This is a genomic window from Roseateles oligotrophus (assembly GCF_014204525.1).
Classification (GTDB): domain Bacteria; phylum Pseudomonadota; class Gammaproteobacteria; order Burkholderiales; family Burkholderiaceae_C; genus Paucibacter_A; species Paucibacter_A oligotrophus_A.
In genome coordinates this window covers 83,029-97,275 of the sequence record NZ_JACHLP010000007.1, presented here as the reverse complement: position 1 = coordinate 97,275, position 14,247 = coordinate 83,029, and the positions used below count along the sequence as shown (strand labels likewise).

The window sequence follows — 14,247 nt, the reverse complement described above, 5'->3', positions numbered from 1 at the left end:
GCTTACTTCCCTGCCGAGGCCGCCGGCTTGGCCGCCGATGCGTTCAGCGGCGGCGTGGCCACCAGCTTGACCGCCTGGCCGTCCTTGAGATTGGAGCCGGGGCTGCGCAGCACCTGGTCGCCCTCGTTCAAGCCCTTGCGCACCGCGTACTCGCCGCGGCGGGCATCGCGCTCGCCCAGCTCCAGCCTGACCTTGGCCAGCTTGCCGTCCTTGACCCGCCAGGCATAGGCCTCATCGCCCGCACGCAGCAGCGAGCCCTCGGCCAGCATCAGGCTGCGCACCGCGCCCGATTCGACCCGCCCCTCGGCGTACAGCCCGGCCACATCGGGGCTCTTGCCATCGGCAAAGTCCACCAGCACCTCGACCTGGCGGGTAGTGGCATTGGCCGCCACGTCGATGCGGCGGATCTTGCCGACGAAATCGCTTTGCGAATAGCCGTTGACGCGGAACATGACCTGCTGGCCCAGCTGCAACTCGTGCCGGCGGTCGGCCGAGACCAGGCCCTCGAAACGCATGCTGCGCGGGTCTATCACCTTGAGCAACTCCTTGCCGACCTGGGCCGTGTCGCCGATGGAGACCTTGCGCTCGCTGAGCACGCCGTCAAAAGGCGCACGCACCTCGGTGCGTTGCAGCAGCTGGCGCGCGCTGACCACGCGGGCCTTGGCCGCCACCAGATCGCTTTGCGCGCCGTTGCGGCGCAGCTCGGCATCTTCCAGCGCCTGCAGCGAGCTCATGCCCTGAGCCTGCAAGGTCTTGAGGCGTTGGACCTGGCGCTCCGCCTGCTCGAAGGTCTGGGCCGAGGCGCGGGCGGCCTCATCGGCCGAAGCCAGGCCGTCGCGGATGGCCGTGTCGTCCAGGCGCACCAGCAGCTCGCCCTTTTTGACCAGTTGCCCGTTTTCCTTCAGCACCTGCTGCACCACGGCCGAGACCTCGGCGCGCAGATCGGCCCGCCGCTCGGGCTGGATGGAGCCGGTGATCACCGGGCCCACGGCATAGGCGCCGACGCTCATGCTGCGCAAGTCTTCGGGCGCGATCTGCAGCGGCTCGCTGGCGACGGCGGCCTCGGTCTTGGCCTTGTCCTTGCTACAGGCCGTCAGACTCAGGGCAAGCGCACAGACTATGGCTGTTGCGAGGGCCAAGCGCAGCGGGCCTTGCGGAAATCGAGAGGGGGCAGACGGCGAAGAGGCACGCGACATCGAAGGAACTCCGGAACTGGACGGTCTTTTGGGAAGCGCGCCAGCTTATCCTGAAACAACACCCCTGCCGTTGGTCATGTTCACGCTCTGCCGCCGAGACTGCTGCGGGAGCAAATGGGCCACTTATTGCAAGCGGCGCCCCACGGGCAGGGGCAAGGCGAGGATGGAGATGCCTTCGTCCTCCAGCGCAGCGGCCTCATCCCTCGTGGCCTGGCCACGGATGCCGCGCTCGGGCGACTCGCCGTAGTGGATGCGGCGGGCTTCTTCCGCGAACTGCGTGCCCACGTCCTCGGTATGGGCCTCCACTTGCTGCACCACCTGCTGCAGCGCCTGCATCAGCTTGGCCTGCAAGACCTGCATGGACTCACGCGGGTCCGGCCCGGCGGCGATGGGCTGCGATGCGGCCGGCGGCGCGGGCTTGGATAAGGCGGGCTGGACGGCCGCTGCCGCGCCCTGCCCTGCCTGCCGGGCCTGCCCGGCATCGGGGCGGGCCGGCGGCGGCGTCTGCTGGCGCAGATGCGAGACATTCAGATGGGGCGCGCTGGGCATGCGCTTGACCTTGGCGTCAGCACACACCGGGCAGCTCAGCAGGCCGCGCTCGGTCTGGGATTGGAAATCGGCGTTGGAGCCAAACCAGCCCTCAAAGCGATGGTCGGAGCTGCAAGCCAGATTGAGAACCAGCATGATGGTTGCGGCGCGGCTTCAAGCGGCCGCTTGCCAGTCCAGCGCCCAGGCACCGCCTTGCCAGCGGCTCAGCCACAGCAGGCCGATCAGGGTCTTGGCATCGGTCAGCTGGCCCTGGGCCGCGAGCTGGTCCAGCTCCCCGACGCTATGCGTCACCAGATCCAGGAACTCGCCCTCGTCCAGCGCCTGCTGGCCGGGCTTGAGGCCGCGGGCGAAGAAGATCTCTATGCCTTCGTCCGAATAGGCGATGGCATTGTGCAAGACGCCGGCATGGGCCCATTCGCGGGCCTGATAGCCGGTTTCCTCCAGCAACTCGCGCTGGGCGCAATGCAGGGCAGCCTCGCCGGCGTCCAGCTTGCCGGCGGGGAACTCCAGCATCACCCGACCCATGGGATAGCGGAACTGGCGCTCCAGCAACAGGCGACCGTCGTCCAGCAAGGGCACGATCATCACCGCGCCGGGATGGCGGATGAACTCGCGCGTCGCCGTCTTGCCGTCGGGCAGGCGGACCGTGTCGCGCTGCACCTTCAGAAAGTTGCCGCTGAACACGGTCTCTTGCTGCAAGCCCTGCTCACGCAGATGCAGGTCGGCGCAACCGGCCACTGGCTCAATCGGCATGCCGGCCTCGGCGCAGATAGCGCCACACAAAACCGGGGAAGCCCAGGGTGACGAAGAGGCAGGCGGCCGCGGCGTAAAACTCCCAGCCCTGGGGCTGGCGTTGGCCGATGCGGGCCTCCAGCGCAAAACCCAGGCCCAGGCAAGCCAGGGCCAGCAGCACAAGCTCAAGCAGGCGCCAAGCCACCGATTTGGGCTTTTGCAAGGGGCCGAAGAACAGCACCCGCTCGCTGAAATAAGGCAGATTGGCCGCCGCCACGGCAGCCAACAAGACCAGCCAAACGGCTGCGCTCTGATCCATCGTCGGTCTTCAGGTCGCCAGGGTCTTGACGATGGCTTGCGCGCACCAGGCCATCAGGCCGCCAGGCAGCAGGCCGAAGGCCAGCACGGCCACGCCGTTCAAGCTCATCACCACGCGCACATCGGTGGGCGCGCCCAGGGGCGTGTGGTCGGTGGGCTCGTCAAAGAACATGACCTTGATGACGCGCAGATAGTAGTAGGCACCGATCAGGGAAACCACCACGGCCGCGATGGCCAGGCCCAGATAGAGCGGGTTATTGGTCGAGATCATGGCCTGCAGCACCGACAGCTTGGCGTAGAAGCCCGCCGTGGGAGGAATACCGGCCAGGGACAGCATGAAGATGGTCATGACCGCCGCATACCAGGGGCTGCGCTTGGCCAGGCCGGCCATGTCCTTGATCTCTTCGGCTTCGTGACCCTGGCGCGAGAGCAGCAGAATCATGCCGAAGCTGCCCAGCGTCGTCATCACATAGGTGACGGCATAGAACATTGCCGAGCTATAGGCATTGGCGGCCGACAAGGTGTTGTCATTGACCACGCCCGAGGCCAGGCCCAGCAGCATAAAGCCCATCTGCGCGATGGTCGAGTAGGCCAGCATGCGCTTCAGATTGCTCTGGGCGATGGCGGCCAGATTGCCGACCAGCAGCGAGGCGATGGACAGCACGATCAGCATCTGCTGCCAGTCCACGGCCAGGCCAATCATGCCCTCCACCAGCAGGCGCACGGTGATGGCAAAAGCGGCCAGCTTGGGCGCAGCGCCGATCAGCAGAGTCGTGGCCGTGGGCGCGCCGTGGTAGACGTCGGGCACCCACATATGGAAGGGAGCGGCACCCAGCTTGAAGGCCAGGCCGGCCACCACAAAGACCACGCCAAACACCAGCACGGACTTGTTGGCCTCACCCAGGCTGATGACCTCGAACACACGCGGAATCGACAGCGAACCGGTGGCCCCATACATCATGGACAGGCCGTAGAGCAGGAAGCCGCTGGCCAGGGCACCCAGCACAAAATACTTCATCGCCGCTTCGGTCGCGTTGGCGTTGTCGCGGCGCAGAGCCACCAGGGCATAGAGCGACAAGCTCATCAGCTCCAGACCCAGATACACCACCAGGAAGTTATTGGCCGAGACCATCACGCTGACGCCCAGCATGGAGAACAGCGTCAAGGTGAACAACTCGCCCTTGAGCATCTCACGCGAGGCGGCGTAGGGGCGTGCATAGACCAGGGTCACGATGGTGGCGACGCAGGCGAAGAAGGCCAGCAGATGACCCATGGGGTCGGCCACCACCATGCCTTGCATGGCGTAGACGGTCAGGCCGTCATGGAAATAGCTCAGGTGGATGGCGCCCACCACGGCCAGGGTCAGCTGAGTCAGCCAGTAAGTCGGGCGGCGCTGCGGGTCGGTGACCCACAGATCCACCATGGCCACCACGCAGGTCATGGCCAGAAGAATGATTTCGGGATAGACCGCGAGCCAATTCATAGTATTCATTTGTTCCTGGCCCCTCTCAGTTGGCAGCCGGCTGGGCCGGCATTTCAGACACGGCGGGGGCCGTAGCTTGGACAGGCAGCGGCAGCTTGGAGCTGCCCACATGCTGGAGCAGATGGCTGACCGATTTATCCATCACATCGGTGAAGGGCTTGGGGTAGACGCCCATCCACAGCACGGCGATCGCCAGCACCGCCATCATCAGGAACTCGCGTGCATTGAGGTCGGTCAGGGACTTGACGTTCTCATTCGTCACCGGGCCGAAGTAGACGCGCTTGTACATCCACAGCGAGTAGGCAGCGCCGAAGATCAGGGCCGTGGCCGCGATGGCGCCCAGCCAGAAGCTGTACTTGACCGTGCCCAGGATCACCATCCACTCACCGACGAAACCGGCGGTGGCGGGCAGGCCGCAATTGGCCATGGTGAAGAAGAGCGCGAAGGCCGCGAACTTGGGCATGGTGTTGACGACGCCGCCATAGGCCGCGATCTCACGCGAGTGAACGCGGTCGTAGAGCACGCCGATGGACAGGAACATGGCGCCCGAGACAAAGCCGTGCGAGATCATCTGCACCAGGCCGCCGGACACGCCCAGCTCGTTGAAGATGAAGAAGCCCAGGGTCACAAAACCCATATGGGCGATGGAGGAATAAGCCACCAGCTTCTTCATGTCCTGCTGCACCAGGGCCACCAGGCCGATATAGACCACGCCGATCAAGGACATGGCGATGATCAGCCAGGACCAGTGATGCGCGGCATCGGGAGCGATGGGCAGGGAGAAACGCAGGAAGCCATAGGCACCCAGCTTCAGCATGATGGCGGCCAGCACGACGGAGCCGCCGGTGGGCGCTTCCACGTGGGCATCCGGCAGCCAGGTGTGCACCGGCCACATCGGCACCTTGACCGAGAAGGCGGCCAGGAAGGCGAAGAACAGCAGGGTCTGGGTGTTCAGCGGCAAGGGCAGCTTGTGCCAGGTCTGGATGTCGAAGCTGCCACCTGAACTGAAGTACAGGTAGAGCAAGGCGATCAGCATCAGGAGCGAGCCGGCCAGGGTGTAGAGGAAGAACTTGAAGGCGGCGTAGACCCGGCGCGGGCCACCCCAGACGCCGATGATGATGTACATCGGGATCAGGGTCGCTTCGAAGAAGACGTAGAACAGCAGGCCGTCCAGGGCCGAGAACACGCCGATCATCAGGCCCGACAGCACCAGGAAGGCGCCCATGTACTGGTTGACGCGCTTCTCGATGACCTCCCAGGCGGCGATCACCACGATCACGGTGATGAAGGCCGTCAGCGGCACGAACCACATCGAGATGCCGTCTACGCCCAGGTGGTAGCGCACATTGAAGCGCTCGATCCAGGGCTGGTTCTCGACGAACTGCATGGCAGCGCTGGAGGTGTCAAAACCGCAGATCAGGGGCAGCGTGACGGCAAAGCTGGCCAGCGCGGCCAGCAGAGCCAGCCAGCGCACGGCGCGGGCCTGATCGTCACGGCCCAGTGCCAGCAGCACCAGTCCGCAAACGATGGGCAGAAAAATCGAAAGACTAAGCAACATATTTCTTTTCTCCGCCGCGTGTCACAGGCCCAGGCCAAACAAGGCCTTGAGTTGGGGGCCGATGAAGGGCCACAACTGCCAAGTCATCAAGCCAATCACACCCAGCATCATCACCAGGGCATACCAGTAGAGATGGCCGGTCTGCACCAGCCGGACCAGGCTGGCGATACCACCCACGGTGCGGGCCGAACCGTTCACCAACACGCCGTCGATCAGGGCGACGTCGCCGCCCTTCCAGAAGGCCAGGCCCAGGCCGCGGGCCAGGCGGGCCAACACGTTCTCGTTGAACCAGTCCATGTAGTACTTGTTCTCCAGCACCACGGCCAGGGGACGCAGCACGCGGCCCAGGGTCGCGGGGATGGCGGGAGCGACCATATAGAAGATATAGGCCGTCGCCACACCGCCCACAGCCAGCCAGAAAGGCAGGGTCTGCAAGCCGTGCAAGGCCATCGCCCAGGCACCGTGGAAGTGATGCTCCAGCTCATGCATCGCGGGGTGCAGGGTCTCGTTGACGAAGATCGAAGACTTGAAGAAGTCGCCGAACAGCATCCCGTCTATCGTCAGATAACCGATGGCCACCGAAGGAATCGCCAGCAACACCAGGGGCGCCGTCACCACCCAGGGCGACTCATGCGGCACATGGGGCTCATGGTGGCCGTGGTCATCGTGATGGTCATGCTCGCCCGGGAAGGGCTTGTGACGGAAGTTCTCCTTGCCATGGAAGACCAGGAAATACATGCGGAAGCTGTAGAAGGCCGTGACGAACACGCCCGCCACCACGGCAAAGTAGGCAAAGCCCGCGGCCGGCAGATTGCTGGCATGGACCGACAGAATGATGCTGTCCTTGGAGTAGAAACCCGAGAACAGGGGCGTGCCGATCAAGGCCAGCGAACCCAGCAGCGAGGTGATCCAGGTGATGGGCATGTACTTGCGCAGGCCGCCCATATTGCGGATGTCCTGGTCATGGTGCATGCCGATGATGACCGAGCCCGCACCGAGGAAGAGCAAGGCCTTGAAGAAGGCGTGCGTCATCAGGTGGAAGACGGCGACCGAATAGGCCGACACACCCAGGGCCACCGTCATATAGCCCAGCTGCGACAGCGTCGAGTAGGCCACGACGCGCTTGATGTCGTTCTGGATGATGCCCATGAAACCCATGAACAGCGCGGTGATGGCACCGATGACCAGCACGAAGTTCAGCGCCGTGTCCGAGAGCTCGAACAAGGGGCTCATGCGCGAGACCATGAAGATGCCGGCCGTCACCATGGTGGCGGCGTGGATCAGCGCGGAGATGGGGGTCGGGCCTTCCATCGAGTCGGGCAGCCAGACGTGCAGGGGGAACTGCGCGCTCTTGCCCATGGCGCCGATGAACAAGCAGATGCAGGCCACCGTCAACATCATCCAGTCACCACCCCATAGCGGAGCGGTGAAGGCGACCTGGGCCAGCTCGTCCTTCTTGGCGAACACCTCGCCGTAGTTCAGCGAGCCGCTGTACGCGACCAGCAGGCCGATGCCCAGGATGAAGCCGAAGTCACCCACACGGTTGACCAGAAAGGCCTTCATATTGGCGAAGATGGCGGTCGGCTTGGTATACCAGAAGCCGATCAGCAGATAACTGACCAAGCCCACGGCCTCCCAGCCGAAGAAAAGCTGCAGCATATTGTTGCTCATGACGAGCATCAACATGGAGAAGGTGAACAGCGAGATATAGCTGAAGAAGCGCTGGTAGCCCGGATCTTCCTCCATATAGCCGATGGTGTAGATGTGCACCATCAGGGACACAAAGGTCACCACGCACATCATCATGGCCGTCAGGCCATCGACCAGGAAGCCGACTTCCATCTTCAGGCCACCCACCACCATCCACTCATAAATGGTCTGGTTGAAGTGGGCACCGTCGTTGATGACGGCCTTGAGCGTCATCACCGAGAGGATGAAGGAGATCAGCACGCCGAGAATGGTCACGCTGTGGGCGCCACGGCGGCCCACTTGCTTGCCGAAGAAGCCGGCCACCACCGCGCCGACCAGCGGCGCCATGGGCACCGCCAGCAGCATGTTTTGAGAGAGTTGTGCAGACATATGGCGATCAGCCCTTCAGCGCGTCAAGTTCATCGACATTGATGGTGGCGCGGTTACGGAATAGCACGACGAGAATGGCCAGGCCAATCGCCGATTCCGCCGCGGCCACGGTCAGGATGAAGAACACAAACACCTGACCTGCCATATCGCCCAGATAGTGGGAGAAGGCGACGAAGTTCAGGTTCACCGCCAAGAGCATCAGCTCGATCGCCATCAGCAGCACGATCAGGTTCTTGCGGTTCATGAAGATGCCGACCACCGACAGGGCGAACAAAATCGCGCCCAGGGTCAGGAAATGGCCCAGAGTAATTGCAGCCATCATGCGGCTCCCTTATTGTTCTCGGCGGCCGCTGCATCAGCAGCCGGCGCTTCGACGCTAGGCGCCATCTTGATGATGCGCAGGCGGTCGGCCTTCTTGGTGCGGACTTGCACGCCGGCGTTCTGGCTGCGCGAGTCCTTGCGCTCACGCAAGGTCAGGGCGATGGCGGCGATGATGGCCACCAGCAGCAGCACGGCCGCGATTTCCAGCGGATACAGATACTGGGTGTAGATCGCGATGCCCAGCAGCTTGCTATTGCCCAGTTGCAGGGCGACGGCGCTGGCCTCAGGCGCTGCATTCAGGCGGAAACCGCCCATCAGCACAAAGGACATTTCCAGCGCAGCGAAGGCACCCACCAGGCCGGCCAGCGGCAGATGGCGCCAGAAGCCCTGGCGGACCTTGTCGCTATTGATGTCCAGCATCATCACGACGAAGAGGAAGAGCACCATGACGGCGCCGATATAGACCAGCACCAGGGTGATGGCCAGGAACTCGGCCTTCAGCAGCATCCAGATGCAGGCTGCATTGAAGAAGCCCAGGATCAGGAACAGGGCGGCATGCACGGTGCTTTGCGCCGTGATGACCCGGAAGGCCGAACCCAGCAACACGGCCGAGAACAGGTAGAACAGAACGGTAGTGATTTCCATGCGATTCCTGCAAGAACAACACTTGGGACTCATCAAGACCTGCCCGCCGGGGTCAGGTCTTGCCAGCCTCAGCGGTACTTGGCGTCGGCCTCCTTCTGGGCAGCGATCTGGGGCTCGTACCTGTCACCCACCGCCAGGAGCATGTCCTTGGTGAAGTAGAGGTCGCCGCGCTTTTCGCCGTGGTACTCAAAAATACTGGTCTCGACGATGGAGTCCACCGGGCAGCTCTCCTCGCAGAAGCCGCAGAAGATGCACTTGGTCAGGTCGATGTCGTAGCGGGTGGTGCGGCGCGAACCGTCGTCCCGCACATCGGACTCGATGGTGATGGCCATGGCCGGGCACACGGCCTCGCAGAGCTTGCAGGCGATGCAACGCTCTTCGCCGTTCTCATAGCGGCGCAGTGCATGCAGGCCACGGAAGCGAGGGCTCAGAGGCGTCTTCTCTTCCGGGAACTGCACGGTGATATTGCGCGAGAAAAAATGCCGGCCGGTCAGGGCCATGCCTTTGAACAGCTCAAGCAGCATGAAGCTCTTGAGCGTGTCGATGAAGGAACTCACTGCAGACATGGGTTTCCTCCTCACTGCCAGATATTGAACGGGGACTGGATCCACAGGCCGACGACGACCAGCCAGACCAGGGTCACGGGGATGAAGATCTTCCAGCCCAGGCGCATGATCTGGTCATAGCGGTAGCGCGGGAAGGTGGCGCGCACCCACAGGAACAGAGTCACAACCACGAAGGTCTTGATGCCAAGCCAGATCCAGCCGGGGATGAAGTCCAGGAAGGCCACCGGCGACATCCAACCACCCAGGAACAGGGTCACGGTCAGGATGGAGACCAGAATCATATTGGCGTACTCGGCCAGGAAGAACATGGCGAAGGACATGCCCGAGTACTCGACCATATGGCCGGCCACGATTTCCGATTCGCCTTCCACCACGTCGAAGGGGTGGCGGTTGGTTTCGGCCAGGCCCGAGATGAAGAAGACCACGAAAATGGGCAGCAGGGGCAGCCAGTTCCAGGACAGGAAGCCCAGACCCATATCGGCAAACATGCCCTGCCCTTGCTGCAGCACGATGGCACTCATATTCATCGTGCCGCTGACCATCAGCACCACCACCAGGCAGAAGCCCATGGCGATTTCGTAACTGACCATCTGTGCGGAAGCACGCAGCGCGCCCAGGAAGGCGTACTTGGAGTTGGAGGCCCAGCCCGCGATGATGACGCCGTAGACCTCGATCGAGGTGATGGCCATCAAGAGCAGCAGGCCGGCATTGACATTGGCCAGCGCCACCTCGGGGCCGAAGGGGATCACGGCCCAGGCGGCCAGGGCCGGCATGATGGTCATGATGGGGCCCAGGAAGAACAGGCCCTTGTTGGCGGCCGAGGGAAGAATGATTTCCTTGAAGATCAGCTTCACCGCGTCGGCGATGGGGGTCAGCAGGCCGTAGGGGCCCACGCGGTTGGGGCCCGGACGGATCTGGGTCCAGCCGATGGCCTTGCGTTCCCACAAGGTCAGGTAGGCCACGCAAATCATCAGCGGTGCGACGACCGCGATGATCTTGATCAGGGTCCACACCACGGGCCATGCGCCGCCCAGCAGGCCGGCACCAGTTTGGTAGAGGGTATCAATCATTGCTGTTCTCGCCTCACACCTTGGTCACGTTCAGGCCGGCAAACGCCGCGCCCAGGGCCGCCGTCTCGGGCAGGCCTTGCGGCACGCGCACGACATGGGCCGGCAGCTTGGCATCCAGCTTGGCCGGGATTTGCACCGAGCCGGCGCCGTCCTGGCTGATCCGCACGCTGTCGCCAGCGTTCAGGCCCAGCTGGGTCCATAGCGCTTGCGGCAGGCTGGCCACGGCAGCCTGGCGGGCGTCGGCCGTCAGCTGCAGCGATCCGGCGTGGCGCACCAGCAGATCGGCCGCGTAGATGGGCAAATCGGCCAGGCGCTCCAGGCCTTCGCCTGCGGTGCGCAGCTCGATCGCGGCGCTGGAGGCATTGCTCAGCTTGGCCGACAGATCGGTGTCCACACCCAGTGCTTCGGCGCGGACTTGCTCCGAGCTTTCCTGCTGGAAGCCATCGAGTGCCAGCAGATTGGCCAGCACGCGCAGAATCTTCCAGCCCGGGCGGGTTTCGCCCAGGGCCTTGGCCACGCCCACAAAGCTCTGCGCACGGCCTTCGGCATTGACGAAGGTGCCCGAGGTCTCGGTGAAGGGCGCGGTCGGCAGCAACACGTCGGCGTATTCCAGGCCGGTCTTGAAGGGGCTCATCACCACCACCATATCGGTGGCGGCCAGGGCCTTGGCGGCAGCGGCCGCATTGGCGCTGTCCAGCACCGGGTCGGTGTTCAAGAGCAGCAAGCCCTTCAGGGCCTGACCTTCCCCACTCAGCATTTGCGCGGCGTTCAGGCCGCCTGCGCGGGGCAGCGCGCCGGCCAGTTGCGCACCCACCGTGTTGGCGGCTTCGCTCAGATAGCCGACCGTGGCGCCGGTCTGCGCAGCAATCCAGTTAGCCAGGCTCAGCAAGGCGCCGGCCTGAGGATGTTGAGCGGCGGCGTTACCGAGCAAAATGGCTTTGCGCTGGCCGGACAGCAGCGAAGCGGCGATGGCGTTCGAAGCCTCGCTGGCCTGAGCGACGACCGGCGCGCTCACGCTATTCGCCCCTGCAATCGATGCAGCGACCGCCGCCAGTTCTTGCAGCCAGGCGCTGGGCGCGCTGGTGACTTCGGTGGCAATGGGCAGCAGCCAGTCATCGGCGCTGGCGCCGATGCGGCTGATCTGGGCACCGCGACGCGCGGCTTGGCGCAGGCGCTGGGCAAACAGCGGATGATCCTTGCGCAGGAAGGAGCCGACGACCAGGGCACGGTCCAGCTCGGACAGCGCGGCAATCGAGCTGCCCAGCCATTGGGCCTGGCCGGCGGGCGCCGTGTTGGCGAAGTCGGCGTGGCGCAGGCGGTGGTCGATGTTCTCGCTGCCGATGCCACGCACCAGGGCGGCCAGCAGGTGCAACTCTTCCACCGTGCTCTGCGCCGAGGCCAGGGCGCCGAAACCGGCGGCACCGTGCTCGGCCTTGATGACCTTGATGCCATTGGCCACGTATTCCAGGGCCGTGGTCCAGTCGACGGTCTTCCAAGCCCCACCCTGCTTGATCATGGGCTGGGTCAGGCGGGCGTCGCTGTTCAGGGCCTCGTAGGAGAAGCGGTCGCGGTCGGAGATCCAGCATTCGTTGACGGCATCGTTCTCCAGCGGAACGACACGCATCACCTGGTTGTTCTTGACCTGGACGATCAGATTGGCACCGGTCGAATCATGCGGGCTGACGCTCTTGCGGCGCGACAGCTCCCAGGTGCGGGCGCTGTAGCGGAAGGGCTTGCTGGTCAGGGCGCCGACCGGGCAGATGTCAATCATATTGCCCGACAACTCGGAGTCCACCGAGCGGCCGACAAAGGTCTGGATCTCTGCATGCTCACCGCGGTGGGCCATGCCCAGCTCCATCACGCCGGCGATTTCCTGGCCGAAGCGCACGCAGCGGGTGCAGTGGATGCAGCGGCTCATTTCCTGCATGGAAATCAACGGGCCCACATTCTTCTGGAACACCACGCGCTTTTCTTCGGTGTAGCGCGACTTGCTGCCGCCATAGCCCACGGCCAGATCTTGCAGCTGACATTCACCGCCCTGGTCGCAGATGGGGCAATCCAGCGGGTGGTTGATCAGCAGGAATTCCATCACGCCCTGCTGGGCCTTCAAGGCCTTCTCGCTCTTGGTGCGCACGATCATGCCTTGCGTGACCGGCGTGGCGCAGGCCGGCATGGGCTTGGGCGCCTTCTCCACATCGACCAGGCACATGCGGCAGTTGGCGGCGATGGAGAGCTTTTTGTGATAGCAGAAATGCGGGATGTAGGTACCGGCCTGTTCGGCGGCATGCATGACCATGCTGCCTTCCTTGACCTCTAGCTTCTGCCCGTCGAGTTCGATTTCAATCATGTCCTGTCCTGTCCAGTCCTGCGGCCTAGCGTTAAGTTAGGCCGCAGCCTTCTGGGGCTGTTCGATCAGTTGAACGAACTCCTGTTTGAAATTCTTGATCATGGCGCGCACCGGCATGGCCGCCGCGTCACCGAGGGCGCAAATGGTGCGGCCCTGGATGTTGTCCGCCACGGAATTCAGCAGATCAATGTCTTCCGGTTTGCCATGGCCGGTGGCGATGCGCTCGACCACGCGGTGCATCCAACCCGTGCCTTCGCGGCAAGGCGTGCACTGGCCACAAGACTCGTGGGAGTAGAAATAGGTCAGGCGCAAGAGGCTCTTGACCATGCAGCGGCTGTCGTCCATCACGATCACCGCGCCCGAGCCCAGCATGGAGCCGGCCTTGGCGATGGAGTCGTAGTCCATGGTGCAGTCCATGATGACCCCGGCCGTCAGCACGGGCGAGGACGAACCGCCAGGGATCACCGCCTTCAGCTGGCGGCCCTTGCGCACGCCGCCGGCCAGTTCCAGCAGCTTGCTGAAGGGCGTGCCCAGCGGGATCTCGTAATTGCCGGGCCGCTCCACATCGCCGGAGACCGAGAAGATCTTGGTGCCACCGTTATTGGGCTTGCCGATCTCGAGGTAAGGCTGGCCACCGTTGCGGATGATCCAGGGCACCGCGGCAAAGGTCTCGGTGTTGTTGATGGTGGTCGGGCGGCCGTAGAGGCCGAAGCTGGCCGGGAACGGCGGCTTGAAGCGCGGCTGGCCCTTCTTGCCTTCCAGCGACTCCAGCAAGGCGGTTTCCTCGCCGCAGATATAGGCACCAAAACCGTGGTGGGCATGCAGCTGGAAGCTGAAGCCCGAGCCCAGGATGTCGTCGCCCAAATAGCCGGCGGCACGCGCCTCTTCCAAGGCGGCTTCGAAGCGGTCATAGACCTCGAAGATCTCGCCGTGGATGTAGTTGTAGCCCACCCGAATGCCCATCGCGAAGGCGGCAATGATCATGCCTTCGATGACGATGTGCGGGTTGAACATCAGGATGTCGCGGTCCTTGCAAGTGCCGGGCTCGCCCTCGTCCGAGTTGCAAACCAGATACTTGTGGCCGGGGAATTGGCGGGGCATGAAGCTCCACTTCAGGCCGGTGGGGAAGCCCGCACCGCCACGGCCGCGCAGGCCGGAGGCCTTGACCTCGGCAATCACCTGGTCCTGAGTCAGGGGGCTGCCTTCGGGCGCGCCCTCGCCCTTCAAGATCTTGCGCAGGGCCGCATAGCCACCGCGTGCTTCGTAGTCCTTCAGGCCCCAGTTCTTGCCATCCAGACCGGCGTAGATTTGCGCGCCGATATGACGGTCATGGAAGCAGGTTTCTTGGCCCGTGGACTGAAATTTGGAGAGATCCAACATGGT

General features: G+C 63.8%; 13 protein-coding genes. All 13 read right to left on the bottom strand.

Annotated elements, in window-relative coordinates:
* Positions 1 to 2: 2 nt before the first annotated feature.
* Positions 3 to 1,139, bottom strand: coding sequence for an efflux RND transporter periplasmic adaptor subunit (locus tag HNP55_RS17335; RefSeq protein ID WP_246448491.1), 1,137 nt, complete (start codon positions 1,137 to 1,139; stop codon positions 3 to 5).
* Between the two features lie 180 nt (positions 1,140 to 1,319).
* A complete protein-coding gene (locus HNP55_RS17330; protein WP_184302161.1) occupies positions 1,320 to 1,880 on the bottom strand; it encodes a DUF1178 family protein in 561 nt (186 codons plus the stop codon).
* Between the two features lie 18 nt (positions 1,881 to 1,898).
* Positions 1,899 to 2,498, bottom strand: coding sequence for an NUDIX domain-containing protein (locus HNP55_RS17325; RefSeq protein ID WP_184302158.1), 600 nt, complete (start codon positions 2,496 to 2,498; stop codon positions 1,899 to 1,901).
* Positions 2,488 to 2,796, bottom strand: coding sequence for a DUF2818 family protein (locus HNP55_RS17320; protein WP_184302155.1), 309 nt, complete (start codon positions 2,794 to 2,796; stop codon positions 2,488 to 2,490). The genes HNP55_RS17325 and HNP55_RS17320 overlap by 11 nt, the downstream gene beginning before the upstream one ends.
* A 9-nt stretch (positions 2,797 to 2,805) precedes the next feature.
* Positions 2,806 to 4,287, bottom strand: a complete 1,482-nt coding sequence (gene nuoN, locus HNP55_RS17315; RefSeq protein ID WP_184302152.1) for an NADH-quinone oxidoreductase subunit NuoN — start codon at positions 4,285 to 4,287, stop codon at positions 2,806 to 2,808.
* Between the two features lie 16 nt (positions 4,288 to 4,303).
* Positions 4,304 to 5,836: an NADH-quinone oxidoreductase subunit M gene (locus tag HNP55_RS17310; protein ID WP_184302149.1), complete on the bottom strand. Its 1,533-nt coding sequence runs from the start codon at positions 5,834 to 5,836 to the stop codon at positions 4,304 to 4,306.
* A 21-nt stretch (positions 5,837 to 5,857) separates the two neighbouring features.
* Entirely contained in the window at positions 5,858 to 7,915 is a 2,058-nt protein-coding gene (nuoL, locus tag HNP55_RS17305) for an NADH-quinone oxidoreductase subunit L (protein ID WP_184302146.1), read from the bottom strand.
* 7 nt (positions 7,916 to 7,922) lie between these two features.
* Entirely contained in the window at positions 7,923 to 8,234 is a 312-nt protein-coding gene (gene nuoK, locus HNP55_RS17300; RefSeq protein ID WP_124450575.1) for an NADH-quinone oxidoreductase subunit NuoK, read from the bottom strand.
* Entirely contained in the window at positions 8,234 to 8,881 is a 648-nt protein-coding gene (locus tag HNP55_RS17295) for an NADH-quinone oxidoreductase subunit J (RefSeq protein WP_184302144.1), read from the bottom strand. Before HNP55_RS17295 ends, nuoK begins: the two co-directional genes overlap by 1 nt.
* A 68-nt stretch (positions 8,882 to 8,949) precedes the next feature.
* Entirely contained in the window at positions 8,950 to 9,447 is a 498-nt protein-coding gene (gene nuoI / locus HNP55_RS17290; protein ID WP_184302141.1) for an NADH-quinone oxidoreductase subunit NuoI, read from the bottom strand.
* An 11-nt stretch (positions 9,448 to 9,458) separates the two neighbouring features.
* Positions 9,459 to 10,517 carry an NADH-quinone oxidoreductase subunit NuoH gene (nuoH, locus tag HNP55_RS17285; RefSeq protein WP_184302139.1) on the bottom strand — a complete coding sequence of 353 codons (1,059 nt, stop codon included), beginning with the start codon at positions 10,515 to 10,517 and terminating at the stop codon, positions 9,459 to 9,461.
* A 13-nt stretch (positions 10,518 to 10,530) separates the two neighbouring features.
* Positions 10,531 to 12,864: an NADH-quinone oxidoreductase subunit NuoG gene (gene nuoG, locus HNP55_RS17280; RefSeq protein ID WP_184302137.1), complete on the bottom strand. Its 2,334-nt coding sequence runs from the start codon at positions 12,862 to 12,864 to the stop codon at positions 10,531 to 10,533.
* A 36-nt stretch (positions 12,865 to 12,900) separates the two neighbouring features.
* Complete coding sequence (nuoF, locus tag HNP55_RS17275; RefSeq protein WP_184302134.1) at positions 12,901 to 14,244, bottom strand: NADH-quinone oxidoreductase subunit NuoF; 1,344 nt, start codon at positions 14,242 to 14,244, stop codon at positions 12,901 to 12,903.
* Positions 14,245 to 14,247: the final 3 nt, after the last annotated feature.

Bases quoted from the DNA above. Each gene is read 5' to 3' on its own strand.
- HNP55_RS17330 (WP_184302161.1), bottom strand. From the start codon at position 1,880: ATGCTGGTTCTCAATCTGGCTTGCAGCTCCGACCATCGCTTTGAGGGC.
- HNP55_RS17325 (WP_184302158.1), bottom strand. From the start codon at position 2,498: ATGCCGATTGAGCCAGTGGCCGGTTGCGCCGACCTGCATCTGCGTGAG.
- HNP55_RS17320 (WP_184302155.1), bottom strand. From the start codon at position 2,796: ATGGATCAGAGCGCAGCCGTTTGGCTGGTCTTGTTGGCTGCCGTGGCG.
- nuoN (WP_184302152.1), bottom strand. From the start codon at position 4,287: ATGAATACTATGAATTGGCTCGCGGTCTATCCCGAAATCATTCTTCTG.
- HNP55_RS17310 (WP_184302149.1), bottom strand. From the start codon at position 5,836: ATGTTGCTTAGTCTTTCGATTTTTCTGCCCATCGTTTGCGGACTGGTG.
- nuoL (WP_184302146.1), bottom strand. From the start codon at position 7,915: ATGTCTGCACAACTCTCTCAAAACATGCTGCTGGCGGTGCCCATGGCG.
- nuoK (WP_124450575.1), bottom strand. From the start codon at position 8,234: ATGGCTGCAATTACTCTGGGCCATTTCCTGACCCTGGGCGCGATTTTG.
- HNP55_RS17295 (WP_184302144.1), bottom strand. From the start codon at position 8,881: ATGGAAATCACTACCGTTCTGTTCTACCTGTTCTCGGCCGTGTTGCTG.
- nuoI (WP_184302141.1), bottom strand. From the start codon at position 9,447: ATGTCTGCAGTGAGTTCCTTCATCGACACGCTCAAGAGCTTCATGCTG.
- nuoH (WP_184302139.1), bottom strand. From the start codon at position 10,517: ATGATTGATACCCTCTACCAAACTGGTGCCGGCCTGCTGGGCGGCGCA.
- nuoG (WP_184302137.1), bottom strand. From the start codon at position 12,864: ATGATTGAAATCGAACTCGACGGGCAGAAGCTAGAGGTCAAGGAAGGC.
- nuoF (WP_184302134.1), bottom strand. From the start codon at position 14,244: ATGTTGGATCTCTCCAAATTTCAGTCCACGGGCCAAGAAACCTGCTTC.